The sequence below is a fragment of the Hamadaea flava genome, from assembly GCF_024172085.1.
Lineage (GTDB): Bacteria > Actinomycetota > Actinomycetes > Mycobacteriales > Micromonosporaceae > Hamadaea > Hamadaea flava.
The window spans coordinates 6,454,743-6,478,461 of record NZ_JAMZDZ010000001.1; the positions used below are offsets into that span (position 1 = coordinate 6,454,743).

The following is a 23,719-nucleotide window of genomic DNA, read 5'->3' on the forward strand; positions in this document are numbered from 1 at the left end:
AGACCGGGCGGCGGCGCGCAGGAAGCCCTTGACCTGCCGATCAATCAATTCCGAACAACGGACGCCCCCACCCTCACCGCGCCTCGCCTCACCGCGCCTCGCCTCGCCTCACCGCGCCGCGCCGCGCCGCGCCCCGGCTTCAGCGCTGGATCAGGGTTCTCGGTCGAATCTTGGCCCAAGATTCGACACAGATCCCTGATCCAGCGCGGAACGGGCGGTGGCAGCGCTGAGCGGGCGGCGACGCGGACTGCGGCCGCGTGCTGACGCCGGGATGCGATAACGATTCCGATAATTTCCGGAAGGTCATTGACGTGTTGTTCGGCACCCTCAATACTGGGGTCGCTTCCATTGATGCGCGCCTGTCCGCTCCTCGCTGACCAGCGCGAACGCCCCATCAACGCAGGGAGGAACAATGCCACTCCGTACCCGCCGGCTCGGTGCAGCGACGCTCGCGCTGACCGCGTTGGCCGGTTTCACCGTCAGCCTCTTGTCGGCTCAGCCCGCCGCGGCCGCCGACCCGTTGCGTACGCTCGCGGCGGCCAAGGGCAAGTTCATCGGGACCGCCGTCGCGACCAGTCCGCTGGCCAACGAGACGGCGTACCGGACGATCGCGGCTCAAGAGTTCAACCAGGTCACCGCCGAGAACGCGATGAAGTGGGACGCCACCGAGCCGAGTGACAACCAGTACAACTTCACCGGCGCCGATCAGGTGGTCGCCTTCGCCCAGGCGAACAACCAGATCGTCCACGGGCACACGCTCGTCTGGCATTCGCAGACGCCGAGCTGGGTGCAGAGCTTGTCGGCGACCGCGATGAAGGCGGCGATGCTGGACCACATCGCGACCGTGGTCGGCCACTTCGCCAACAACTCGGCTGTCCAGTCCTGGGACGTCGTCAACGAGGTGTTCGACGAGAGCGGCGGCTACCGGACCAGCTTCTGGTACAACACGCTGGGTTCGAGCTTCATCGCCGACGCCTTCCGGGCCGCGCGGGCCGCCGACCCCGACGCCAAGCTGTGCATCAACGACTACAACGTCGAGGGGATCAACGCCAAGTCGACGGCGATGTACAACCTGGTGTCGACGTTGAAGTCGCAGGGCGTCCCGATCGACTGCGTCGGATTCCAGTCGCATCTGGCCACCCAGTACGGCTTCCCGGGCCAGGTCACCGAGAACGTCGCCCGGTTCGCCGCGCTCGGGGTGCAGGTCCGCTTCACCGAGCTGGACGTCCGCATCGTCCTGCCGGCCGACGCCAGCGAGATCACCACGCAGAACCAGTACTACACGAACATCATCAACGCCTGCCTGGCGTCGACGGCCTGCCCCGGCGTGACGATCTGGGGCTTCACCGACAAGTACTCGTGGGTGCCCGACACCTTCCCCAGCGAGGGTCAGGCGCTCATCTACGACGCCGGCTACAACGCCAAGGCGGACTACACGGCGATCGCGACCGCGTTGGGCGGCACGCCCAGCGGTGACACCACCGCGCCGAGCGCGCCGACCAACCTCGCCGCGTCCGGCACCACTTCGAGCGGCACGACGCTGTCGTGGACGGCGTCCACGGACAACACCGCCGTCACCGGCTACGACATCCTTCGCGCGCCCGGCGCCAGCGGCGGCGCGTTCGCCGTCGTCGGCAGCTCGACGTCGACGTCCTATGCCGACAGCGGGCTCTCCGCGTCCTCGACCTACCGCTACCAGGTCCGGGCGAAGGACGCGGCCGGCAACCTGTCGGCCGTCTCGGCCACGGTCAGCGTCACCACGCTGGCCGGCGGCGGCGGACCCGGCGGCTGCTCGGCCGTGGGCACCACCCAGACGCAGTGGCAGGGCGGCTACGTGATCCAGCCGGTCACGGTGACCAACACCGGCTCGGGCCAGATCACCTCCTGGACCGTGACCTTCACGCTGCCCGCGGGCCACACGATCACCGGCTCGTGGAACGCGGTGCTCACGGTCAGCGGCCAGACCGTGACCGCCAAGAACGCGAACTACAACGGCACGCTGGGGGCCGGTGCGAGCACCTCCTTCGGCTTCCAGGTCGCGCGGCCCACGAGCAACACGGCATTGCCCAGCGGGTACGCCTGCGCAGCGCCCTGATCGGCAACGTGCCGACGGTGTCCCCGGGCGCCGTCGGCACGCTCGCCGACCGCTTGTCCCGCCGGCGTCGCCACGGATGCCGGCTCTCCACGGAAGAGGTGATCATGCAAACCCGCGTGAAAGCCCTACTCGCCCTCGTCACCGCCGCCCTGGTCGCGGTGACGGCGGCGATGATCAGCGCCCCGCCCGCCCAGGCGGCGACGCTCACCGAGGTCACCGGCTTCGGTACCAATCCCACCAACCTGCGGATGTACCTCTACGTCCCCGACACCGTGCGTACGCGGCCCGCCGTGCTGCTCGCCCTGCACTACTGCACCGGCACCGGACCGGCCTTCTACTCCGGTACGCAGTTCGCGTCCCTGGCCGACCAGTACGGCTTCATCGTCATCTACCCGTCGGCGACCCGCAGCGGCAGCTGCTGGGACGTCTCGTCGCCGCAGGCGTTGTCGCACAACGGCGGCAGCGACCCGGTCGGGCTGATGTCGATGGTCAACTACGTGCTCCAGAACCGTGGGGCCGACGCCAGCCGGGTCTACGTCACCGGGGCCTCCTCCGGCGGCATGATGACCAACGTCATGCTGGGCGACTACCCGGACGTCTTCAAGGCCGGGGCGTCGTTCATGGGCGTACCGTTCGGGTGTTTCGCCACCACCGACGGGTCCAGCTGGAACAGCGCCTGCGCCAACGGCACGATCACGAAGACGCCACAGCAGTGGGGCGACCTCGTACGCGCGGCGTACCCGGGCTATTCCGGGGCGCGCCCCCGGATGCAGATCTGGCACGGCACCGACGACACCACGCTGCGCTACCCGAACTTCGGGGAACAGGTCAAGCAGTGGACCAACGTCCTCGGCGTCAGCCAAACCCCCGTCTTGACCGACACTCCGCAGTCGGGCTGGACCCGGACGCGCTACGGGACCAACAGCGTCACGGCACCCGTCGAGGCGATCAGCGTGCAAGGCGTCGGGCACAGCCTGCCGCTGAGCGGGCAGGCCGCGATGGCGGTCGCCTTCTTCGGCCTGAACGTTCAGCCCACGTCCTCGCCGACGACGTCACCGTCCACCTCGCCGTCGACTTCACCCTCGACTTCGCCGTCCACGTCTCCGACGACTTCGCCGCAGCCCGGCGGGGGTTGCAAGGTCGTGGACACGGTCAACGCCTGGAACACCGGCCTGACCTCGGACATCGCGATCACCAACACCGGCACGACGGCGATCAGCGGCTGGACGCTGACCTTCACGTTGCCGTCCGGGCAGACCATCACCGGCGGCTGGAACGCGACCTACGCGCCGGCCAGCGGCGCAGTGACGGCCCGCAACGTTAGTTACAACGGGACCATCGCGCCGGGCGGCTCGACGAGCATCGGCTTCCAGGCCACCCACACAGGTAACACCGCCAAACCGGCGTCGTTCGCGCTCAACGGCGTGACCTGCACCGTCGGTTAGGCGTCGCGGACAGCGAGGTCCCGGGAAGCGTCCACCCGGGACCTCGCCTCGCGGCGTCGATCAGGTACGCGGCTACGGCTTGGCGGGCTTCTTCGTGCCGAACAGCCAGGCCTGGAACACCGAGTCGAGCTGCTTGCCGGAGACCTGCTCGGCGAGCGTGACGAACTCGTCCGTCGTCGCGACGCCGTCCGCCTTCTGCTCGGCCCACTTCTTCAGGATCTCGAAGAACGCCTTGTCGCCGACCGCCTTGCGCAGCGCGTGCAGTGCCATCGCGCCCCGGTCGTAGGGCGAGTCGCCGAACAGCTCCTTCTTGCCCGGCTTGGCCGGAGGCGTACGCCAGATCGACGCGTCGGAGTTCTTGTAGACGTTGTCGAAGATCGCCTGAGCGGTGGACTCGTGCTTGTGCTCGGCCCACAGCCACTCCGCGTACGAGGCGAACCCCTCGTTCAGCCAGATGTCCTGCCAGGTCTTGACCGAGACACTGTCGCCGAACCACTGGTGGGCCAGTTCGTGCACCACGACGCTGTCGTTCACGCCGCGCCGGAAGAACCCGGCCGAGTAGACCGGCCGGCTCTGGCATTCGAGCGCGAAGTGGAGGTCGTCGTCCTTCACCACCACGCCGCCGTAGGAGTCGAACGGGTACGCCCCGAAGACCGACTCGAGATAGTCGGCGATCGCGACGGTGTGGCTCATGGAGGTGTCCGCCGCCCCCTTGGCAAGCTGCTTCGTCACGCCGAGCACGACCGGCTTGCCCTTGTGGGTGGAGTTCACGACGCGGTAGTCGCCGATGGCGAGCGTGGTCAGATAGCTGGCCATCGGCTTGCTCTCCGACCATTTCCAGGTCGTCCAGCCCGCCTCGGTCTGCTGCGGCCCCTGTACGCCGTTGCTGATGGCGGTCAGCCCCGCCGGGACGGTGATCTGCACGTCGTAGGTGGCCTTGTCCTGCGGATGGTCGTTGACGGGGAACCACAGGCTGGCCGATTCGGGCTCACCGACCACGAACGCACCGTCGGCGGTGTGGAAGAAGCCCATCTTGCCGACCTCGGGATCGGTCACCGAGCCCGGTACGCCGTCGTAGACGACGCGTACGGTGAACTTCACGCCGGTCGCCAAGCCGTGGTCCGGGGTGATCACGAGCTCGTTGCCCGTGCGAGTCTGCGTCGCGGGCTTCTCGTCCACGGCGACCGACCGCACCGTCATACCGCGCAGATCGAGATTGAACGTCGACAGGTCGGCGGTCGCCGAAGCGGTCACCGTCACGTCGCCGTTCAGCCGATTCGTCTTCGGGTCGTACTTGACCTTGATCGCGTACGACGCGACGTCATAGCCGCCGTTGCCATAGGTCGGGTAGTAGGGATCCCCGATGCCGGCCGCACCCGCCTGGAAGTTCAGGCTCGGCGTCGGCGACGCGGCCGGCGCGGACGAGGCGGACGTCGGCGAACCCGTGTCGTGGCTGGTGCACCCGGTCGCGGTCGCGGCCAGTGCCGCCGCCGCGAGGGCAGCCCAAACCGTCTTCCCCCGTGTGTTCAACTCTTCCTCCTGGTCGAACGAAGTCCGCCGAGCATTCGGCGGACTTCGAGGAGGTTAAGCCGATGAGATCACACCCGGATCACGGTCACTGGCCAGCGCGGGTGGTGCTGTCCCGGACGACCAGTTCGGTGGCCAGTTCGACGCGCGGGCTCTCGACCTCCTCACCTCGGGCCAGCCGGAGCACGGTACGCGCGGCGAGCATCCCCATCTCGGCCAGCGGCTGCCGGACGGTGGTCAGCGGCGGCGACGCCCAGCGGGCCTCGGGCAGATCGTCGAAGCCGACCACGCTGATGTCGTCCGGCACGCGCAAACCCTTACGGCGTACGGCTTCGTAGACGCCGAACGCCATCTGGTCGCTCGACGCGAACACCGCCGTCGGCGGGTCCGGCAGTTCCAGGAGCGCGGTTCCGCTGGTGAAGCCGGACTCGTGGTAGAAGTCGCCCGGCTGGATCAGGGAGTCGTCCACCTCGATCCCGGCGGCCTCCAATCCGGCGCGGTAGCCGTCCAGCCGGGCGCGGCTGCACAGCAGGCGACGCGGTCCGGCGACGAAGCCGATCCGCCGGTGGCCCAGCGAGATCAGGTGCTCGGTCGCGGCCAGCCCGCCCGCCCAGTTGGTCGCGCCGATGGTGGGCACGTCGAACGACGGCACCCCGGCCGGGTCGATGACGACCAGGTGCACGTCGAGCCGCCGCAGTTCGGCCTGCACGGGCGGGTCGAGCACCGAGGTGACCAGGATGACGCCGTCGCTGGCCCGGGCGCGCAGGTTCTGCAGCCACTGCCGGGTCGACGAGGTACGCCGGTGGATGGCGGACACCACGGTGCCCGCCCCGCTGGTGTGGGCGACGTCCTCCACCCCGCGGATGATCTCGACCGCCCAGGGGCTGTCCAAGTCGTTGAAGACGAGGTCGATCAGGTCCGCCCGATCGCGCGTACGCCCGATGCGCCGCCGGTATCCGTGCCGCCGCAGCAAGTCCTCGACGCGCTGGCGCGTCTCGGGCGCCACATCCGCTCGCCCGTTCACCACCCGCGACACCGTCGGCACCGAGACGCCGGCCTCCCGTGCGATCGCGGTGATGGTGATCCTCTGCTCGTCCGCCGCCACTACCTGTCTCCTCATCATTCGTCGGTTCAGCGTACGACCGGAATGTTGCGGAAGGCCACGGCCGCCCCAGTGAGCCAAAGTTTCGGAGGACTATCGTTAATTTTCGGTCCCATGACGTACGCTATGTCGGCCCGTCGGTCCGTCACAAGCGTTGCCATGACGAAAACTCGGACCAAAAGTTCCGGAAGACAGGCAGGAGCCGCATGCTCACGGACAAGGCCACCGGCGACACCGCCCGCGAAATCTGGCAGGACGTCGCCCGACCGGCCGCCGACCGGGCCGCCGATCTGCTCGCCCGGATGACCCTCGAGGAGAAGGTCGCCCAGCTGGGCTCGGCCTGGGTGGCATCGTCGCCGAACCCGGGCGCCGAGGTCGCGCCGCACCAGTACGAGTTCGCCGAGTCGACCATCGACTGGGCCAAGCTGGTCCAGCATGGCCTCGGCCAGCTCACCCGGCCCTACGGCACCGCTCCGGTCGAGCCCGTCGAGGGCGCGCAGTGGCTGCGCCGCCGCCAGGCCGAGATCGTCGAGGCCAGCCGCTTCGGCATCCCCGCCCTCGTCCACGAGGAGTGCCTCGTCGGGTTCATGACCTGGCGGGCCACCGTCTTCCCGACGCCGCTCGCCTGGGGCGCCACCTTCGACCCGGCGCTGATCGAGCTGATGGCCACGCACATCGGCGCGACGATGCGATCCGCCGGAGTCCATCAAGGACTCGCACCGGTCCTCGACGTCGTCCGCGACCCCCGGTGGGGCCGGACCGAGGAGACCGTCGGCGAAGACCCGTACCTCGTCGCCACCGTCGGCTCGGCCTACGTGCGCGGCCTCCAGCAAGCCGGGATCATCGCCACCCTCAAGCATTTCGCGGCCTACTCGGCCTCGCGCGCCGGGCGCAACTTCGGGCCGGTCGCGGTCGGCCCCCGCGAACTCGCCGACGTGCTCCTGCCGCCGTTCGAACTCGCGTTGCGCGAGGGCGCCGGCTCCGTCATGCACTCGTACGCCGAAATCGACGGAGTGCCGGCCGCGGCCGACGTCCGCCTGCTCACCGGACTCCTTCGCGACGAGCTGGGGTTCACCGGCACCGTCGTCGCCGACTACTTCGGAGTGTCGTTCCTCCAGACCCTGCACGGTGTCGCCGCCGACCCGGCGGCCGCGGCCGCGCTCGCCCTGGCCGCCGGCGTCGACGTCGAACTGCCCGCCACCCGCTGCTACGGCGAACCGCTGCTGGACGCCGTACGCTCCGGCGCGATCTCCGAAACGCTGATCGACCGGGCCGCGGATCGCGTACTGCGGCAGAAGATCGACCTCGGCCTGCTCGACCGGCTGGACCCGCCCACCGCCGTCGACTTCGACCCGGCTGCCAGCCGAGACCTGGCCCGACGCGTCGCCGAGGAATCCGTCGTGCTGCTCGCCAACGACGGCACCCTCCCACTCCGGGCCGCCAAGATCGCCCTCGTCGGCCCGTACGCCGACGACGTGGCCGCGATGCTGGGCTGCTACTCGTTCGCCGCCCACCACGGCCTCCAAGCCGACCCGGGCGTGGACGTGCCGACGCTGCGGACGGCGTTGCCCGCCGAACTCCCGGCGGCGACCTTCACCGACGACATCGCCGACGCCGACGTCTGCGTAGCCGTCGTGGGGGACACCTCGGGACTCTTCGGCCGGGGCACCACCGGCGAAGGCTGCGACGTCGAAGACCTCAGCCTTCCCGGCGACCAAGACCGGTTCCTGAGCGAACTGCTCGACATCGGGACCCCGGTCGTCCTCGTCCTGCTGACCGGACGGCCCTACGCGCTCGGGGCGTACGCCGACCGCTGCGCGGCCATCGTGCAAGCCTTCCTCCCCGGCGAAGAAGGCGCCTCCGCCGTCGCCGGAGTGCTCAGCGGACGGGTCAACCCCTCCGGCCGCCTCCCGATCGGCATCCCGCGTGGCCCCGGCGGACAGCCTGCTGCGTACCTGGGACCTCGATTGGCCCACCGCACCGGCGTCAGCAGCGTCGACCCCACACCCCTGTACGCGTTCGGCCACGGTTTGGCGTACACGTCCTTCAGCTGGAGCGACGTGACCCCAGCCGAACCCACCGAGCTGGCCGCCGACGAGACGATCACGGTGTCCCTGACAGTGACCAACGATGGCGACCGGCCCGGCGCGGAGATCGTGCAGCTCTACCTCCACGACCCGGTGGCGCAGGTCACCCGGCCGGTCCAACGCCTCGTCGGGTACGCCCGCGTGCCCCTCGACGCCGGACGATCGACCCGAGTCAGCTTCCGCTTCCACCCCGACCTCGCCGCGTTCACCGGCCTGGACGGCCGCCGCATCGTCGAACCCGGCGACCTCGAACTCCGCCTCGCCGCCTCCAGCACCGATCTCCGGGCGACGATCCCGCTCCACCTCACCGGCCCCGAACGCGTGGTCGGCCACGATCGGGTCATGGTCGCCGACGTGACCCTGGGGGTTCGCTGACCCCCTCCCAGGGCCAGGGTTATCCATGCGATCTTGGGTCTGGATCGCATGGATAACCCTGATCCGCTGAAAAGCACGGGACGGTGGATGAAATCGGCTGGCCCCGACGGCTACTCTAGGGACCACGCGAAGGTCAACCGGCCCGCCCGGCCGACCGCCGTGCCAGGGGCCGTAGCTCAGCCGGTCAGAGCAGGGGACTCATAATCCCTCGGTCGCGGGTTCGAGCCCCGCCGGCCCCACACATTCGTCTTGAGCTGCCCGAGCGCGCGCGGCGTTGTGTCAGCATTCGAAATGCGCGTCAGTTGGAAGCCAGCCAGATCACACCGTCCGGGCCGGGCAGGTGCTTCTCCGCCAGCAGCGCTTCGAGAGCATCGCCCAGCCTGACGAGGCCGTTACTCGTACGCGGGAATCGTTGTGCGGACACGAAGACGATGCCGGCGTGGGCGGCCCCCTGTGCGGCGAGACGGGCGAAGTCGCTGACGTTCTCGGTTACGACGCATCGGTTGTTACGCGCGGCCCACGCCAGCACATCGTCGTCAGACCGGGAGGCTAAGCCAACCTCGACGTCCAGTGCGGCGAGCACATCGTGGCCTTTGTCGCGCAGTCGCTTCGCAAGAGCAGGCGGATACATCTCGTCAAGCAGTACGCCAGTCACGACTTCCGTCGCAGAAGCGCCTGTTGGGCCGCCCACAGCTGCTCCTCTCGCTCGGAGACCTCAGCGTTGCTGGCGATTCGTTCGTCGATCTCTCCCGGGTAGGCAGCGTAGTAGCGGAGTGCGACACCGACTCGAGCCGAGCTTAGGCCGGTAACGGCTGCGAGCTCGGAGGCGAGGGCGTTCCCGTCCAGGTCGGGACTCTCCGCGCGGATGGCGTTGAGCGCCGCGACGACCTCCCAGACATCCGGGCCACCCGCTAGTGCGGCTCGGCGGCCGGCTGGACCGGGGCGGAAGACGATGCCGGGATGTTCGTACGCACGCAGCGACTCGTCGATGAACATGTTGGCGACCGATGAGGAGGACGATCCCGGGTGCTCCTTGACGTACTTGTCCAGCCGGGAGAGCACCTCTTCATCGAACCGCACAGAACGCGGAGCAGTCATGACTACAGCGTAGTCGATCGTAGTCACGGAGGGAGGAGTTTCGCGGACCCAAGTCGCCGGCACCGGGGTGCCATGATCCTGTGGTGGCGCGCACGACCGACTCTTCGAATCATGGCCTGTCCCCGGTGGGGTACCTGGTCGCAGGTGCTCTGTGGTTCAGCCTGATCGGATGCTTCCGGGGTGTCTTGGGCGACGAGGGTGTCGCCGAGTCAGCAGCGGTCGGAGCTTTGACGGGACTTCCGATCGGCCTGTTGTGGTACGCGGAGGCGCGACGGGCACGGCGGTATCGCTCGTCAGTTGACCCGGACGCTCGATCACTACGCCCCCCTGAGCCGTCGGCTGTGGTGAGGCCCTGGCACGGAAGTCGCCGCTTTCGGCATTCGGTCGGGCTTCGCGCCTTCGTGATGACGAGTGCCTTGATCGGCTCGGCTGTCGCCGTCTGGGCCACCTTCGCGCCCGACGTCGCGCCCGCTGGCATCGCGGTCGGTCTTTGGGGCTTGGCGGCTGTCCCTGTCGCCTTCGCCTGGAGCCTCCACATGACGTTCACCGAAGTTGGCGCCGACGGTCTCGTTGTCCGTACACCGATCCGAAAGCAGGCGATCGGATGGAACGAACTGGACTTCGTCCGATGGCAGAGGGAGTCGAGCCATGACGTCCTGGTGTTTTGCGCCATCGACGGCCGGGAGGTCAAAGCTGCTGGTGTCGCGGTCGCTGTGGCCGGGCAGGGCGAGCGACGGATGCTGCGGCTGCGGGGCGCTGTGCAGATGGCGTGGGCTGCTGGTTCGGCGCCGCGGCAACGTCGCCGACTTGTGATCCGCCTGGCCGAGGCGCTGAGGGCGCGTCGGGCTCAGATGGCGCCGACCGAGTGCGAGGTGCCCGGCTCTCCATCCGGACTGGCAATGGATCACCTGTGATCATTGGTACGCGTTTCGCGTTCTGACGCTGCGGCCCCACCCGCAAACGGGAAATGTCCGATTAAGGAAAGCCCAGCTCATTAGTGAGCTGGGCTTTCGCTCGTCTGAGGCGGAGCCGACCTGCGAGGCCGGATGTGGGGTACGCGCGCCTAGGCCTTCGGCCGCCGCAGACGGGGCCACGAACGGGACAGTGGCGATTGTCGGGCCGTGGCACGATGCTTCCGCGATACCGCACATCGCGGTTGAGTTGTGCACGGGGAGTTCCCATGAGATTGCGTTTCCTGGCCGCTGGTGCCGCCGGCGGACTGCTGGCGGCATTGCTGCCACTCCTGCCCGCATCAGCGTCGGCCACTGCCGTCCCGCCGCCCGTAGTCAACGGCACTACGACGGCCAACGCCGCCACGCCGACGGCCAGCGCCGTTACCACGACAGCAGGCGCCGTTACCACGGCAGAGGTCGACACTTCCTCGACACGGTGCGAAGGCAACCTGGCCTTCGGCGCGGTTGTCGTGTGCCGCTCTATCACGGGCACACGCAAGGATCTTTTCAAGATCCATACAAGCGTGGCTAACGACACCCTGTACACCCTGCTCGGTCGGTCGTCGGGGGACGGGGTCAGCGCCTCGATCGCCGACTCGCATGGAACAGTCGTCTGCGGCGTCTCCACTGACGCAGGTTCGTGCCAGCTCGGTGCGGCCGGGCTCTACACGCTGACGGTCTGGCTCTACTCCGGCGGAAGCGGCAACTACACGATCTCGGTCGAGTCGATGCGTACGCCGTCGTCCTGCTCCGCGCTCGCGGACTCGTTCTTCTCCTTCGCCTCACCGGGCGTGGCCAGGACCTTGCCGACGGGTTCGGCGGGTCAGTGCTACGCGTTCGACCAGCCGCAGGGTTCGGTGCTCTACCTGTCCGCTCCGGGAGGCGGTGACGTTCAAGGGCCCATCTTGGACGCGCAGTACCAACCGGTCTGCTTCGTTCGGTACGCCGCGAACTGCACGCTGAGCCGGCCCGGCCCGTATCACTTGTTCCTGCACGAGTTCTACGGCAACCAGGCGGCGTACACGCTTTACCTGCCACGGATCTCGAACTCCGTCGGCTGCCCGGCGGCGACGGCCGGCCCCTTCGGCGACCAGGGCAGCGCCGTGGCCTCCGGAACCGTCACCAGCAGGATCGCCTGCCACCAGCTGAGCGTCGCGAACCCCGAAACCGTCGGCGTACGCTTCAGCCAGTTCGAGGACCAGTACCTGTGGTGGTGGATCTACGACAACGCCGGTCGGCAGGTCTGCGAGAAGTACAGCAACGCCGACGGCTGTCCGTTGTCGGCGGCCGGCCAGTACACGATGGTCGTGCTGAACCAGAGTTGGGAGCCCTCGCTCACCTACGAGCTGGGGATCACGAACCTGTCTGGAAGCGCCGGCTGCGGTTCGGCCACCGCCACGAACTGGGACCAGCCGGCACTGGTGCTCCATGTGACATCGCCGGTGCAGATCAATTGCGTACCGGTGACAGGACGGGCGGGCGACCGGATTCTCACCTACGTCGCCCCGACGGCGTACAACGAGGCGCGCGCACTGCTCGTCGACGGCTCCGGCACGCTTGTCTGCACGGGCTACTCCAGTGAGGACGGTTGTCAATTGCCGGCGGACGGGACCTACCGGGTGCTGTCCTACCTTCGCAACTGGGACAGCGGGAGCACCGATCTGACCTACAAACTGCAGGTACGCCGACTCAACGAGCCGATCGGATGCCCGACGGTGACACCGGGGGCCTACAACGCCGCTCCGGCAGGCTCACTGGCGGGCAACCGGTGCCGAGTTCTGCGGATCCCGGCGGCCGGCAGCTACCGGATCAAGCCCGTGGACGCCGGCGGTTATGAGGCGTACGGCCAGATCTACGACGCCGCGGGGATCAAGGTCTGTACCACGCAGATGTGTACCTTCCCGGCGGGGGGCAGCTACACCTTGGTCCTGAACGGTTCGGTGCCAAGCACTGTCCTCGACGAAGATTACAAGTACGCCCTGGCGGTGCTGCCGACGGTGCCGTTCGGCTGTCCCCAGGTCTCCGACGACTTGGGGTCGCTGGCGGCGTATCAGGGGCAGTTCGGTTCCCCGGCGCAGTTCGACTGCGTACAACTGGCCAGCCCGGCGGGCGCGAAGATTATGGAGGTGCTGCCGGGTAACGCGAGCGGTGCTGGACGGCCCTCGGTGACCGTTGTGGACGCGGACGGAAACTACGTGTGCGACTCCACCTACTCGCTCCGGCAGTACTCGTGTGAGCTCACCGGAGCCGCACCGTTCTACGCGGTCATGACTGGCGCCAACGGCAATCCGGCCAGTAGCTACACCGTGAGCTTCCCCCGGGTGAGCGGGACCAACTCCTGTGCCGTGCTGCCGCAGGGCGCCACGGGCGCGTCGATCACGACCAGCCATGACCACTTCGCGGCCTGCTTCTCGGTCCCGGCCGACCAGCATGGCGCAAAGGAGGTCTTCACCTACACCCGGACCTCGGGCACCGGTGACGCCGGCTTCACCGTGGTTGACGCCAACGGGGTTGTGTGGTGCGGGTACTTGGGCTCACCGTCGATCAACCGCAGCACCACGTGCACTCTGCCGGCCGGGCCGGTGACGGTGGTGCTGGAGGCCGACGCGGTCGATGCCACCTACCAGATCTCGCACGTGGCTGGGGCGTAGGCGACGGCGTATGAGACGAGATGCCCGGCCGGTCCGCGACCGGCCGGGCATCTCAGGTTCAGCGCCACCCAGACGCCGCCACGCTAGCCGCCACAGTTCGTCGGGCTTGTTCCATGTGGCGGTGGGCGTCATGCAGTATGTATCGGATCCCCCTACGGTCCGGCGGTGCTGGGGAAGCCGGTCCAGCGCAGGTCGGGTGGGAGGGTGGCTTTGGTCGTTGAATGTGATGATGGCTGGGGCAGGGCCGTTCGGTACTCGATGAGTGTCAGGGCGGTGTTGGCGCTGTTGAGGTCAAGCCAGCGGGTTGGGGGCGCGTCTAGTGCGTAGCGGACCAGCCAGGCGATCGGGTGGGCGTGGGTGACCAGGTCCTCGTGTGTGTCGAGGGAGGGCCTGGGCGCCGTTGCGAAACGGGCGGTCAAGGATTCAGCGAGCCTGCGGCCCGAGGCAGCCTCGGTGGCGTCGTAGCCGTCGAAGAATCCAGCCCCAGTGCGGGGGGCGTTTCGGCGGGGCTGAGGACGTATGGCATATGGTCGATGAGTTCGGCGGCCTCGCCCACGGGCACGTCCGGCAGATGCCGGGCGATCGTGCGGTGACCTCACCGATAAGGTCGCATCGACCGGCTACCCAGGGGGAGTCGCCTGGGGGTCGTCCTATTGGTGGGCACCGCCGTCGTCGGTGTGCTCGCCGTCGCGCGGGCGCGGCGGCTGTTCCAGCTTCGATGACAGCCCTCGAGGTCAGGCGGGCTCCGGGCCTGTGCCCGGGACTTGCCGGCCGCGGCCCACTCCATCATCCTGAGCCGTCAAACGAGGTGGCGCTTGTGTCTTTATGCGAAGCCCGCCGGTCCCTACTCAGCGCTTGACTGATTGCCCCCGCGTTTTGCGGCTAACGTACCGTTGAGGGGTACGGTAGCCGTAGGAATGATGGGTATCGAAGGAGTATCCGATGGTGGCGAGGCAGGCGGGGCTGCCGCCTGAGCTGACTCGGGCACCGATGCGGACGGTCCGCCCGCGGGATGTCACGGTCTATGCCCATGCACGCCCGCAGCTTGCCCGGCTGGCTGAAAGCGGGTTGCTCCACCGGCTCGCTCCTGGTTTCTACGCGATCGTTCCGCAAGACCGCGTCGGCGACAATTGGCTTCCTTCGCTTGAAGGGGCTGCGGCCGGAATCGCCGCCGCAGAGTTCGGCGTCGGCCGTTACGCGTTGATGGGGATGACCGCGGCTCGGCTACATCACGCCATCCCGCGTGCCGTCGCTGTCGCCAATGTGGCTGCTCCTCGACGGAGGGAGCCGCTGAGGCTCACCGATCGTCCGGCGACGATCCGGTTCTACGTTCGCGACGTCGAATCGATGCGAGTGGAGAGGCTTCAAACGGACATGGGCGCGTGTCTGGTGACGACGCCGGAGCAGACGGTGCTCGACCTCGTGCATCTCGCCGTCGGCGAAGGGTCAGGACAGGAGGCGGAGGCGGCGATCCGGATGCTGCTGCCGCGTTGTGATCGGCAGATGCTCGGCGAGATCGCTGCGGGTCAGCGACTGAAGCGGGCGTTGGATCGCGTGCTGGCGCTGGAGGTGACGTGGCGTTAGACGCCGACGTGGCGGAGGACGGCCAGGACCCGACGGTTGTCGCTATCCGAGGACGGCAACCTGAGTTTCGCGAAGATGTTCGCCACATGCTTCTCCACCACTCCGGGGGTGATGACAAGAGCCGCCGCGATCCCGGCGTTGGATCGTCCCTCGGCCATCAGCGAAAGCACCTCACGCTCCCGTGGGGTCAGCGACGCCAGCCCGGCCGTGTCCTGCCCGGCCCGCATCAGGTGGCCGACCACCTCCGGATCCAGTGCGGTACCACCGGATGCCACGCGGGTCAGTGCGTCCACGAAATCGGCGACGTCAGCGACGCGATCCTTGAGCAGGTATCCGACGCCGGTCGGTCGATCGGCGAGCAGGCGGGTCGCGTAGCGGGTCTCCACGTACTGCGAGAACACCAGCACACCGACGTCGGGATGGTCGCGTCGGATGTCGATGGCAGCGCGCAGTCCCTCGTCGGTGTGCGTCGGCGGCATCCGGATATCGATGATGGCCACATCCGGTACGACGGCGGCGATCGCGGAATGCAACGCGTCCGCGTCGGCCACCGCCGCACACACCTCGAAGCCGCGGTCGGTGAGCAGCCGGACCAACCCTTCGCGCATCATCGCGGCATCCTCCGCGATCACCACCCGCATGCTGTCGCCTCCGTTCACACCTGTGTGGGCAGCTCGATCTCGACCCGGGTCGGACCGCCGCTCGGACTGTGTACGCGCATTCGGCCATCCACGACGGCGATGCGGCGGGCGAGGCCGGACAGGCCGGGACCGTCCGGGTTCGCCCCGCCGATGCCGTCGTCCGCGACGGTCAGCGTCACGTGCTCGCCGGATCGAACTACGCCGAGCCGGATGCGAGTCGCCCGGCTGTGTTTGGCTGCGTTCGCGAGAAGCTCGGAGGCGCAGAAGTAGGCGATGGTCTCGATCGCGGGCGCCGGCCGCTCCGGCAGCTCGACGTCTGCCGTGACCGGGAGGGCGGTGCTCGTCGCGAGCGTGGCCAGCGCGTCGCCGAGCCCGTTGTCGAGGACCGGCGGGTGGATACCGCGGACCAGGTCGCGCAGGTCGGCGAGGGCATCCTTCGCTCCGGCGCGGGCGAGCGCGACCAGTTCGCGGGCTTGGGCGAGGTCGGGTGGCGGGCCGTCGACGCCGAGCTTCTCGGTCGCCATGCCGAGGTTCATCGCCACCGTAGCCAGCCGGATCTGCGCGCCGTCGTGCAGGTCCCGTTCCAGGCGGCGCATCATCGCGGCCGCGTCGTCGATCGCGTGGGCCCGGCTGACCTGCAGTTCGCGGACGCGCTCGGCGAGCCGGCGCGGACCGAGCAGGCGTCGCATCGCAGCAAGGTCCAGTGCCGTCCCGGCCCGCATCAACCATGGTGCGACCAGCAGCATGGCGAAGCCAGCCGCGGCGATGAGCAACGTCCCGGCGAACGTCCGCGTACTGATCATGCCGAACGGCGTCAGCGCCCGCACCGGCCCGAGCAGAGTGCCGGCCGGGTGGTTACGGAACAGCGGCCACCACACCGGGTAGCTGAGGTTGATCAGGCCGAACACATAGCAGAAGGCGCCGTAGCCCTCGGGGATGGCCAGTGGCACCTTGAGCAGGCCGTACCCGACGGCACGCCAACCCGGTCCGTCGGAGACCAGGGCACCGATCCGCTTGGAGGGCCGGGGCGGCGGGGCGTCCACCTGCACGGCGAGTAGCCGTTCCGCGAGTGAGCGCTGCACGGCTCCCATCGCGCGCCCGATCGGGGCGGCCAGGACGACCAGGAGCGCGATGGTGACCGTGAACAGGACTACGAACAACGGTGCGACGCCCGGTCCGGGCCGATGGGCCAAAGCCCCGGTCGCCCACAGGATGAGGACGCCCGCGGCCGGCACGACCGCCGGTACGGCCAGGATCGCGACGGCCCCGACCGCGCCGGCGACGCAGAACACCGCCTGGCGCAGGGCCAGCGTGGTGAACGGAGCGCGCAGCACGGTCATCAGCCCATTGTCGCTGGTCACGCGTCGCGAAGGCGGAGCAGCACGCCGCCGAACAGGACGGCCACCGCTGCGTACCCGAACATCAGCAGCGTGCTGATCCAGGCGGAGAACACCCCGGGTATCGGCGAGGTCACCGCGATCGAGTTGAGCAGCATCAGCAGCGGGACAAACCGCCCGACCGAGATTCCACTCTCGCCGAACAGCCCGGCCACGATCATCGGGACGAACATCAGACCGAACAGAATGCCGATCGCGGCGCCCGAGTGCCGCACGATCGTTCCGATCCCGACCCCAATCAGCGCGGTGGAGCCCAGGTACACGCCGGTCAGCAGGACCGCGCGCAGGACCGCCGGGTCACCGACGGAGGCGGCCGGGATCGCGGTGCCGCGGATCGCGAGTTGCCCGCTCAGGTAGCCAGCGAAGCTCGCGACCAGGCCGACGGTCAGCGCCGCGCCGCCGCACACGGCGACCTTCGCGGCCAGGACGATCCGACGTCGCGGCACCGCGGCGAACGTCGAGCGGATCATCCCGGTGCCGTATTCACCGGTCACCATCAGGACGCCGAGCGCTCCCAGGAGCAGCTGGGCCACAATGGCACCGCCGAGGCTGTTGTTCAGGATCTGGGCGACGGTGGCGAGCGGGGTGTGCGACCGGTACCCGAGGCCCACCCCGGCGCCGGTCGCGGCCATCGAGACCACCGCCGCGACGGCCAGCCACCACGTCGACCGGACGCTGCGCATCTTGATCCGCTCCATCCGGGCCGCGTGCCGGAATCCGTACCTGCTCATGGCGCTCCTACTCCGCGATAGTCGGTGGCCTGCGAGGTGAGCCGGAAGAACGCGTCCTCCAGGCTGTCTTCGCCGGCGGCGAGTTCGGCGACGGTTGTCTCGGCCAGCAGCCGGCCGCGCCCGATGACCACCAGCCGGTCGGCGTCAGCGCCATCTCGGCGATGAGGTGGCTGGACACGAACACCGTCCGGCCCTCGGCAGCGAGTCCGCGCAGCAGGTCCCGGATCCAGCGGATGCCCTCCGGGTCCAGCCCGTTGACCGGCTCGTCGAGCAGGAGGACACCCGGATCGCCGAGCAGAGCCACAGCGACGCCGAGCCGCTGGCGCATGCCGAGCGAGTAGGTGCCGGCGCGCCGCGTCGCCGCGTCGGACAGCCCGACGATGCGCAGCACCCGCTCGACCCGGGAAGCGGGAATGTCGTTGCTCGCGGCCAGCGCGGCCAGGTGCGCACGGGCGCTGCGGCCGGGATGGAACGCCCCGGCCTCCAGCAGCGCGCCGGCCGTCTTCAGCGGCCAGTTCAGCTCCGGGTACCGGACGCCGCCGATCAGTGCCTCGCCATGGTCCGGGGCATCCAGGCCGAGGATCATCCGCATCGTCGTGGACTTGCCGGATCCGTTCGGGCCGAGGAAGCCGGTCACCACCCCTGGCTGGACCCGGACGCTCAGCCCGTCGACGGCGACCTGGTCGCCGTAGCGTTTGGTCAGCTCACGTAGTTCGATCACACCATCGACGCTAGGCAACGCCGTCGGCGGTCGGAAGCCGGAAACCATCCGACTCCGCGTGGGGGTTTCCACCCCTATCGCGGCAGCTCGAGTTCGTCTCGTTCCTCAGCGCGAAGATCACGGACTTTCTCCGCGACCAGCGCCGCGCGGCTGAGGCGACGGACGCTCACCGACGAGCGGCCAGGGACCAGCTCAGCCCGTCGTGCGGGTGTCCGTCGCCACCCAGGTGAGCTCCCAGGTCTTGCCGCTGTCGGCGGAGTAGGACTGTTCGAAACGCGCCGAGTCGTCGCTGATCTTCAGGATGACGAAACGGACGAGGACCGCACGTCCGCGCAGCGTGTCGACGCCGAAGAACTCGCCTCGTTCGTCGGTGAACTCTCCGAATGTCGGTGGGGTGAGCAAGCCGTCGCCCATGTTGGCGAAGTTCAGGCTCCACTGTCGAGCCTCGGGGTTATAGAGCCGCAGCGAGACGCCCTGAATTCTGCCCGACGCGCCCGCGACGTCCAGCTCGACGAGATTGGAGCCGCCTTCGCAGAAGGAATGAACAACGGACGTCCCGTCGAACTCGATCCAAGTCGCCTCAGGTGAGAACGCACCCCGCAGCACTCTGACGTGGGTCGCCCAGGCGCCGATCTCCCAATCGAAATCCCGGCTGCCGTCGCGACTCACCGTCCACACCCGCCGATCCGATGGGCGGCATCGTCGGCTACGAGCCGGCCGCAATGGTCAAGCATCGGCATCAGCAGCCCATTCAGCACGTGCACCTCGGCTTGCAGTGGCAAACTCACTCGGCCACCCTAGCGGACCGGACTTCTGCCGGCGCACCATCTCGACTTGCGGTTTCGGACGCCTTCCGACCGATCTTCGTCGACCCGTCCTACCGGAATGCCGAGATGTGGTCGCGGACCCAGTCGGCGAAGGTGCGTGGTGCGCGGCCGAGTAACTGCTCGACAACAGGGCTGACCTCCCGCTCGGCCGGTGTCGGCTCGCCGAGGACGGCGAGCGTGGTCTCGACCGCCCACTCGGGCATGAACCGCAGCATCTGTGCGCGTGCCTCCTCGCGGGTCTGCTCGATGAACTGGACGGGCTCGCCGAGTGCGTCGGCAATCGCCTTGGCACGCTGTCGCGGCGTACTGACCGCCGGCCCGGTCAGCTCGTAGATCGCTCCGGCGTGTCCGTCGTCGCCTAACGCGATAGCGGCGACTTCAGCGATGTCGGAGGGATCTACCGTCGGCATGCCGACGTCACCGAACGGCGCGATGACCGTCCGTTGATGACGGATCGAATCCGCCCAGGCGTACGCGTTGGAGTTGAATCCGCCGGGCCGCAGAACGGTCCAGTCCAGGCCCGATTGCTGTACAGCGTCCTCGGTGGAGCGCATCAGGACGCCGTGGGAGTGAGAATCGGGGCGAGTGCGGACCCCTTGCGACGACAGCAACACGACCCTGGTCACTCCGGCGGACGTGGCCAGGCTCAGGATGTCCCGCGGCTTCAGCATCTCGGCGCTATTGCTGCCGTCGTGGAGAAAGAGCGCCTCGGCGTTGTCGAAGGCGGGCCGCAGGCCCCGCAGGTCGGTGAGGTCCGCGGCCACGACGCGTACGCCCTCCGGCACGGCATCTTCACGGATCTGGCGGGACACCGCGGTCACCTTGTGTCCTGCGGCTGTGAGTGCTCGGAGGAGCGGTCGGCCGACGTTGCCGGTCGCTCCTGTAACGACGATCATCGAAAGTTCTCCCTGGTCAGAGCGATCAGTTCTGGCCTGGCGGCCGGGACGGGATGACGCTAACACCGCCGATATAGTAGGTACCTAGGAGAAAGTGACTATGCCGAAGGGATATACATGCCAACCAAGCCGACCTGGACCGCACGGGCGTCGAACGTCCCCGAGGAGGCATGCCCGATCGGCCCGGTCGTAGACATCGTGTTCAGCCGGTGGACCACCCCGATCCTGTGGAGTCTGCATGAACACGGCCGCCAGCGCTTCGTCGAGCTGGAACGGCGGATCGGCACGATCACGCCGAAGGTGTTGACTCAGCGGCTGCGCCAACTCGAACGGGACGGCCTGATCGTGCGTACCTATCACCCCGAAGTCCCGCCCCGAGTCGAGTACGAGATCAGCGATCTCGGCCGTAGCCTCGCCCCCCTCTTCGCGCACCTGGCGACCTGGGCGAGCACCAACCTCGACACGGTGGAGCGGTCCCGGCACGACTACGACGCCAAGTCGGCCCGATAGCCGGAACACCGTCACCGCCGGGCCGGTTTCGGGCAGCGCGACCCGTTAGCATCTCGACATCCAAAGTCGACAGAGGGAATCGAGATGTCACGCCTGCGCCTGCTCCTCCCGCTGACGCTGCTGGCCGTCGTCGCGGCCGGATGCACGACGCCGGAACCGGAATCGGAGCCGACGCCGTCCGGACCGGCGGCCGAGGTGGTCGCGCCGGACTACGTCCGCATGGCCCAGAACTCGCCGAGCGAGGCCAGCCCGCTGCTGCGGCAGAAACATCCGCTGGCTTCGGCCGACGCGGCGATCATCGGTCCCGAGTACGCCGCGGCCTTCGACTGGACGGCGACGGCGCCGCGAATCGACGAGGACGACGCGACCCGGATGGGTCTGCCGGGGGCGATCGTCGCGCAGTCGGGCGCCGAGCTCTTCCTGGTTCACGTGGCGCAGCCGTCGCCGCGTCCCGTCGGCAAATCCGGCGCGTTGACGCCGGCGACGCAGGTGGTCGTCGCCGGACAGGCTCGATCGTCGTCCGTCCGCTTCGGCCGCAACGGCGTACTCGTCATCTCCGCTCCCATGGGCGCGCCGGTTCTGCTGAAGATGACCGACAAGGGGCGTACGCAGACTCTCGATCTGCGTACGGGGAAACGGGGTTCGGATGCGAATCCGTTGTTCTACACCCGCTATGCCATGAAGGACTTCGACGTCCGGACGAATATCCGGCCGCCGGAACCGGGCCGGATCGGGATGTCGGGCTCGCTGGCCCTGCTGCCTTGGTCCGAGGACCGTGGCTGGGCGCCCGCCGGGAAGGCGTGGCTGCGTTTCGAGGGGTCGCTGTATCAGATGCTCGCCGACACCGACGGCCAAGTGACCCTGGACCTGTCGCACAGCATCACGGTCACGGTGGGTGGGAAGGCGTACCCGGCTCCGGCGGAGAAGCGGCAGCTCTCCGAAGCGCTGAACGGCACCCCCACCTCCGAATCGCTGGACATCGAGGTGCCGGTCGGCTTCCGCACCGGCGTACTGCGACTGAAGCCCGTGGTGACCTGCGGTGACTGCCATCCCGGTACGCAGTCGAGCGTGCGCGTGACCTTGGTGGCGTCGCCCGTGCCGATGGAGCCGTGACGCCACGCTGGCCAATATGCCGATAACCGGCAGGATCTCGCATGAGCGGCCATTATGAGGGAATTGAGCAGCAATTGGCCTGACTGCCGAGGAAGGGAACGCCGACGATGTCAGTCACCCGAGTCCACAACTTCTCCATCTCGCTCGACGGGTTCGGGACCGGCGAGGGGCTGAGTCTGGACGCCCCGTTCGGTCACGCGGGCGAACGGCTGCACGAGTGGATGTTCGCCACCCGGTTCTGGGGCGAGATGGTCGGCCAACCCGGCGGTGGCCACGGCGTCGACAACGCCTTCGCCCAACAGCACGGTCCCGGTATCGGTGCCGAGATCATGGGCGCCGGAAAGTACGGTTACCCGGGATGGCACAAGGACCCGGAATGGCAGGGCTGGTGGGGCCCCAACCCGCCGTTCCACACGCCGACCTTCGTCCTCACCCACCACACGCGTGAGCCGATCGACATGGCGGGCGGCACGACGTTCTACTTCCTCGACACCTCGCCGGCCGAGGCGCTCAAGGCAGCCCGCGAGGCTGCGGGCGAGCTGGACATACGCATCGGCGGAGGCGTCACCGTGGTCCGCGATTTCCTCGCGGCCCGGTTGATCGACCACATGCACGTCGTGGTGGTCCCGATCCTGCTCGGGCGAGGCGTACGCCTCTGGGACGGGCTGGAAGGCATCGAGGAGGACTACCAGATCGAGGCCACGGCTTCGCCCAGCGGAGTCACTCACCTGACGTTCACGCGTTCGGTTCGCTGAACCGCGTCATTTCCGCCGGCCCGCACAGCGCCTCGTCACTCGTCGGTTCCGCCGGCGTCGGCTTGGCGGGCCGGCGGGTGAAGAAGCGGACGATGTCGTCGGCCGCGGTGGGGGACAGCATCATCGCCTGGATTCGGGCGGACCGCTCGGCGATCGGGTGGATTCTGGCGTACATCGCCTCCTCGTACGCCCGGATCGCCGAGTCGGGGTCGGCGGGGTTGGCGGCCAGTTCGGTGGCGAGTTCGGCGGCGTCGAGCATGGCTTGGTTGGCACCCTCGCCGACCGGCGGCATGAGGTGCGCGGCGTCGCCGATGAGGGTGATCCCCGGTTGGTTCGCCCAGCGCGTACCGGTGGGCGTCGCTTCGACCACGCGAGGCGTCGGCCCGCTGTCGCCCGCTTCGATGAGTGCGATGAGGCTGGGGTCCCAGCCGTCGAACAGGTCGAGCAGGGCGCCCTTGCTCCGGTACGCGTCGACGGTGCGATCTTCCGCGCGCAGTGAGATCCCGACTCGGATTGTGCCGTCGCCGAGGCGTTGCGCCGCCAGGATCTGGTTCACGCCGATGCTCCACAGGTTCCCGGGGCCGACCAGTTCGGCGATCGCCGGGTGGCGCCGATCGGCGTCGCTGATGCTCAGCTCCACCAGAGTAGCTACATAGGACAGTGGCGCGTCGGTCAACAGCCGCCGAACGACCGAGCGTGCGCCGTCGGCACCGATGAGGACGTCGCAGTCGACGCGCCGGGCACCTTCGAACTCCAGCCCGAAGCCCTCGCCCGATCGTGGCGTCGCCGCGACGAGCCGGTGCTGCCAGCGGACTGTGCCGAGGGGAAGTGAATCGAGCAGGAGATCACGCAGCGCGCTCCGGTCGATCTCGGGGCGTCCGGAGAACGAGCCGGGCGTGGGCATGTGGTGCACGAGGACGCGACCGGCCGGATCGAGGATGCGGTGCTCCTCGCCTTCCGGTCGCGCTTCAGCCTGAAACCGGACGGACAGGCCCGCCTCGGCCAGTGCCCGCTGCCCGGACTCCGGGTGCAGGTCGAGCATTCCGCCTTGTGACCGGGCGGATGGGTTCGCCTCGCGCTCGTACACCACCGCGTCGATGCCGTGCAGGTGCAGAATCCGGGCCAAGGTCAGGCCGCCGAGGCCGCCACCGGCGATCGCGATTCGCATCAGGGTCTCCCTTACCGTACGCTGTATCTTATGGATACGCCGT

The 23,719-nt window shown here is 68.6% G+C and carries 21 protein-coding genes and 1 tRNA gene; 10 read left to right on the forward strand and 12 right to left on the reverse strand.

The features are described from left to right. The first annotated feature begins 412 nt into the window (after positions 1–412). A complete protein-coding gene (locus HDA40_RS30205) occupies positions 413–2,095 on the forward strand; it encodes a glycoside hydrolase family 10 protein (protein WP_253761195.1) in 1,683 nt (560 codons plus the stop codon). A 104-nt stretch (positions 2,096–2,199) separates the two neighbouring features. Then, positions 2,200–3,540 (forward strand): extracellular catalytic domain type 1 short-chain-length polyhydroxyalkanoate depolymerase, encoded by a 1,341-nt coding sequence (locus tag HDA40_RS30210; protein WP_253761196.1) that lies wholly within the window; start codon positions 2,200–2,202, stop codon positions 3,538–3,540. A 72-nt stretch (positions 3,541–3,612) separates the two neighbouring features. On the opposite strand, the gene HDA40_RS30215 is transcribed toward HDA40_RS30210, so the two are convergent. Both HDA40_RS30215 and HDA40_RS30220 read right to left on the reverse strand, forming a co-directional pair. After that, the gene (locus HDA40_RS30215; protein ID WP_253761197.1) at positions 3,613–5,070 is read right to left on the reverse strand and encodes a M1 family metallopeptidase; all 1,458 of its coding nucleotides are present in this window, start codon (positions 5,068–5,070) and stop codon (positions 3,613–3,615) included. Positions 5,071–5,155: 85 nt separating this feature from the next. Then, positions 5,156–6,187, reverse strand: a complete 1,032-nt coding sequence (locus HDA40_RS30220) for a LacI family DNA-binding transcriptional regulator (RefSeq protein ID WP_253761198.1) — start codon at positions 6,185–6,187, stop codon at positions 5,156–5,158. Between the two features lie 188 nt (positions 6,188–6,375). Between HDA40_RS30220 and HDA40_RS30225 the strand changes: the two genes are divergently transcribed. Both HDA40_RS30225 and HDA40_RS30230 read left to right on the forward strand, forming a co-directional pair. After that, the gene (locus tag HDA40_RS30225) at positions 6,376–8,631 is read left to right on the forward strand and encodes a beta-glucosidase (RefSeq protein ID WP_253761199.1); all 2,256 of its coding nucleotides are present in this window, start codon (positions 6,376–6,378) and stop codon (positions 8,629–8,631) included. Between the two features lie 165 nt (positions 8,632–8,796). Continuing rightward, positions 8,797–8,870, forward strand: a tRNA-Ile gene (locus tag HDA40_RS30230). Positions 8,871–8,929: 59 nt separating this feature from the next. Here HDA40_RS30230 and HDA40_RS30235 read toward each other — a convergent pair. Next, a complete protein-coding gene (locus HDA40_RS30235; RefSeq protein ID WP_253761200.1) occupies positions 8,930–9,286 on the reverse strand; it encodes a DUF5615 family PIN-like protein in 357 nt (118 codons plus the stop codon). Further along, positions 9,283–9,729, reverse strand: coding sequence for a hypothetical protein (locus tag HDA40_RS30240; protein ID WP_253761201.1), 447 nt, complete (start codon positions 9,727–9,729; stop codon positions 9,283–9,285). The genes HDA40_RS30235 and HDA40_RS30240 overlap by 4 nt, the downstream gene beginning before the upstream one ends. A 536-nt stretch (positions 9,730–10,265) precedes the next feature. Here HDA40_RS30240 and HDA40_RS30245 point away from each other — a divergent pair. Further along, complete coding sequence (locus HDA40_RS30245) at positions 10,266–10,643, forward strand: hypothetical protein (RefSeq protein WP_253761202.1); 378 nt, start codon at positions 10,266–10,268, stop codon at positions 10,641–10,643. Positions 10,644–11,206: 563 nt separating this feature from the next. Then, positions 11,207–13,333, forward strand: a complete 2,127-nt coding sequence (locus tag HDA40_RS30250) for a hypothetical protein (protein WP_253761203.1) — start codon at positions 11,207–11,209, stop codon at positions 13,331–13,333. A 152-nt stretch (positions 13,334–13,485) separates the two neighbouring features. Here the strand turns inward: HDA40_RS30250 and HDA40_RS42280 are convergent, their stop codons facing one another. Further along, positions 13,486–13,932: a histidine phosphatase family protein gene (locus tag HDA40_RS42280; protein ID WP_253761204.1), complete on the reverse strand. Its 447-nt coding sequence runs from the start codon at positions 13,930–13,932 to the stop codon at positions 13,486–13,488. 343 nt (positions 13,933–14,275) lie between these two features. On the opposite strand from HDA40_RS42280, the gene HDA40_RS30260 reads away from it, so the two are divergent. After that, complete coding sequence (locus tag HDA40_RS30260; RefSeq protein ID WP_253761205.1) at positions 14,276–14,917, forward strand: type IV toxin-antitoxin system AbiEi family antitoxin domain-containing protein; 642 nt, start codon at positions 14,276–14,278, stop codon at positions 14,915–14,917. Here HDA40_RS30260 and HDA40_RS30265 read toward each other — a convergent pair. The 6 genes from HDA40_RS30265 to HDA40_RS30290 form a co-directional block, all read right to left on the reverse strand. Then, positions 14,914–15,558 carry a response regulator transcription factor gene (locus HDA40_RS30265; protein WP_253761206.1) on the reverse strand — a complete coding sequence of 215 codons (645 nt, stop codon included), beginning with the start codon at positions 15,556–15,558 and terminating at the stop codon, positions 14,914–14,916. The genes HDA40_RS30260 and HDA40_RS30265 overlap by 4 nt on opposite strands. A 14-nt stretch (positions 15,559–15,572) precedes the next feature. Then, positions 15,573–16,898, reverse strand: a complete 1,326-nt coding sequence (locus HDA40_RS30270) for a sensor histidine kinase (protein ID WP_253761207.1) — start codon at positions 16,896–16,898, stop codon at positions 15,573–15,575. 17 nt (positions 16,899–16,915) lie between these two features. Then, the gene (locus HDA40_RS30275; RefSeq protein WP_253761208.1) at positions 16,916–17,686 is read right to left on the reverse strand and encodes an ABC-2 transporter permease; all 771 of its coding nucleotides are present in this window, start codon (positions 17,684–17,686) and stop codon (positions 16,916–16,918) included. 7 nt (positions 17,687–17,693) lie between these two features. Next, positions 17,694–18,407: an ATP-binding cassette domain-containing protein gene (locus HDA40_RS30280; protein ID WP_253761209.1), complete on the reverse strand. Its 714-nt coding sequence runs from the start codon at positions 18,405–18,407 to the stop codon at positions 17,694–17,696. A gap of 192 nt (positions 18,408–18,599) precedes the next feature. Next, positions 18,600–19,085 carry a hypothetical protein gene (locus HDA40_RS30285; protein WP_253761210.1) on the reverse strand — a complete coding sequence of 162 codons (486 nt, stop codon included), beginning with the start codon at positions 19,083–19,085 and terminating at the stop codon, positions 18,600–18,602. Positions 19,086–19,284: 199 nt separating this feature from the next. Then, the gene (locus HDA40_RS30290) at positions 19,285–20,130 is read right to left on the reverse strand and encodes an SDR family oxidoreductase (RefSeq protein WP_253761211.1); all 846 of its coding nucleotides are present in this window, start codon (positions 20,128–20,130) and stop codon (positions 19,285–19,287) included. Positions 20,131–20,247: 117 nt separating this feature from the next. Between HDA40_RS30290 and HDA40_RS30295 the strand changes: the two genes are divergently transcribed. The 3 genes from HDA40_RS30295 to HDA40_RS30305 all read left to right on the forward strand — a co-directional run bounded on the left by HDA40_RS30295 (position 20,248) and on the right by HDA40_RS30305 (position 22,508). After that, a complete protein-coding gene (locus HDA40_RS30295; RefSeq protein WP_253761212.1) occupies positions 20,248–20,640 on the forward strand; it encodes a winged helix-turn-helix transcriptional regulator in 393 nt (130 codons plus the stop codon). A gap of 84 nt (positions 20,641–20,724) precedes the next feature. Next, a complete protein-coding gene (locus HDA40_RS30300; protein WP_253761213.1) occupies positions 20,725–21,753 on the forward strand; it encodes a hypothetical protein in 1,029 nt (342 codons plus the stop codon). A 107-nt stretch (positions 21,754–21,860) separates the two neighbouring features. Continuing rightward, positions 21,861–22,508 (forward strand): dihydrofolate reductase family protein, encoded by a 648-nt coding sequence (locus tag HDA40_RS30305; protein WP_253761214.1) that lies wholly within the window; start codon positions 21,861–21,863, stop codon positions 22,506–22,508. On the opposite strand, the gene HDA40_RS30310 is transcribed toward HDA40_RS30305, so the two are convergent. After that, on the reverse strand, positions 22,489–23,676 hold the full coding sequence (locus HDA40_RS30310) for an FAD-dependent oxidoreductase (RefSeq protein ID WP_253761215.1): 1,188 nt from the start codon (positions 23,674–23,676) through the stop codon (positions 22,489–22,491). The two genes, HDA40_RS30305 and HDA40_RS30310, sit on opposite strands and share 20 nt — an antisense overlap. Between the last annotated feature and the right edge of the window lie 43 nt (positions 23,677–23,719).

Coding starts and splice junctions, on each gene's coding strand:
- HDA40_RS30310 (WP_253761215.1), bottom strand. CDS start 23,676: ATGCGAATCGCGATCGCCGGTGGCGGCCTCGGCGGCCTGACCTTGGCC.
- HDA40_RS30225 (WP_253761199.1), top strand. CDS start 6,376: ATGCTCACGGACAAGGCCACCGGCGACACCGCCCGCGAAATCTGGCAG.
- HDA40_RS30205 (WP_253761195.1), top strand. CDS start 413: ATGCCACTCCGTACCCGCCGGCTCGGTGCAGCGACGCTCGCGCTGACC.
- HDA40_RS30300 (WP_253761213.1), top strand. CDS start 20,725: ATGTCACGCCTGCGCCTGCTCCTCCCGCTGACGCTGCTGGCCGTCGTC.
- HDA40_RS30295 (WP_253761212.1), top strand. CDS start 20,248: ATGCCAACCAAGCCGACCTGGACCGCACGGGCGTCGAACGTCCCCGAG.
- HDA40_RS30275 (WP_253761208.1), bottom strand. CDS start 17,686: ATGAGCAGGTACGGATTCCGGCACGCGGCCCGGATGGAGCGGATCAAG.
- HDA40_RS30245 (WP_253761202.1), top strand. CDS start 10,266: ATGACGTTCACCGAAGTTGGCGCCGACGGTCTCGTTGTCCGTACACCG.
- HDA40_RS30305 (WP_253761214.1), top strand. CDS start 21,861: ATGTCAGTCACCCGAGTCCACAACTTCTCCATCTCGCTCGACGGGTTC.
- HDA40_RS30265 (WP_253761206.1), bottom strand. CDS start 15,558: ATGCGGGTGGTGATCGCGGAGGATGCCGCGATGATGCGCGAAGGGTTG.
- HDA40_RS30260 (WP_253761205.1), top strand. CDS start 14,276: ATGGTGGCGAGGCAGGCGGGGCTGCCGCCTGAGCTGACTCGGGCACCG.
- HDA40_RS30270 (WP_253761207.1), bottom strand. CDS start 16,898: ATGACCGTGCTGCGCGCTCCGTTCACCACGCTGGCCCTGCGCCAGGCG.
- HDA40_RS30210 (WP_253761196.1), top strand. CDS start 2,200: ATGCAAACCCGCGTGAAAGCCCTACTCGCCCTCGTCACCGCCGCCCTG.
- HDA40_RS30220 (WP_253761198.1), bottom strand. CDS start 6,187: ATGAGGAGACAGGTAGTGGCGGCGGACGAGCAGAGGATCACCATCACC.
- HDA40_RS30290 (WP_253761211.1), bottom strand. CDS start 20,130: ATGATCGTCGTTACAGGAGCGACCGGCAACGTCGGCCGACCGCTCCTC.
- HDA40_RS30240 (WP_253761201.1), bottom strand. CDS start 9,729: ATGACTGCTCCGCGTTCTGTGCGGTTCGATGAAGAGGTGCTCTCCCGG.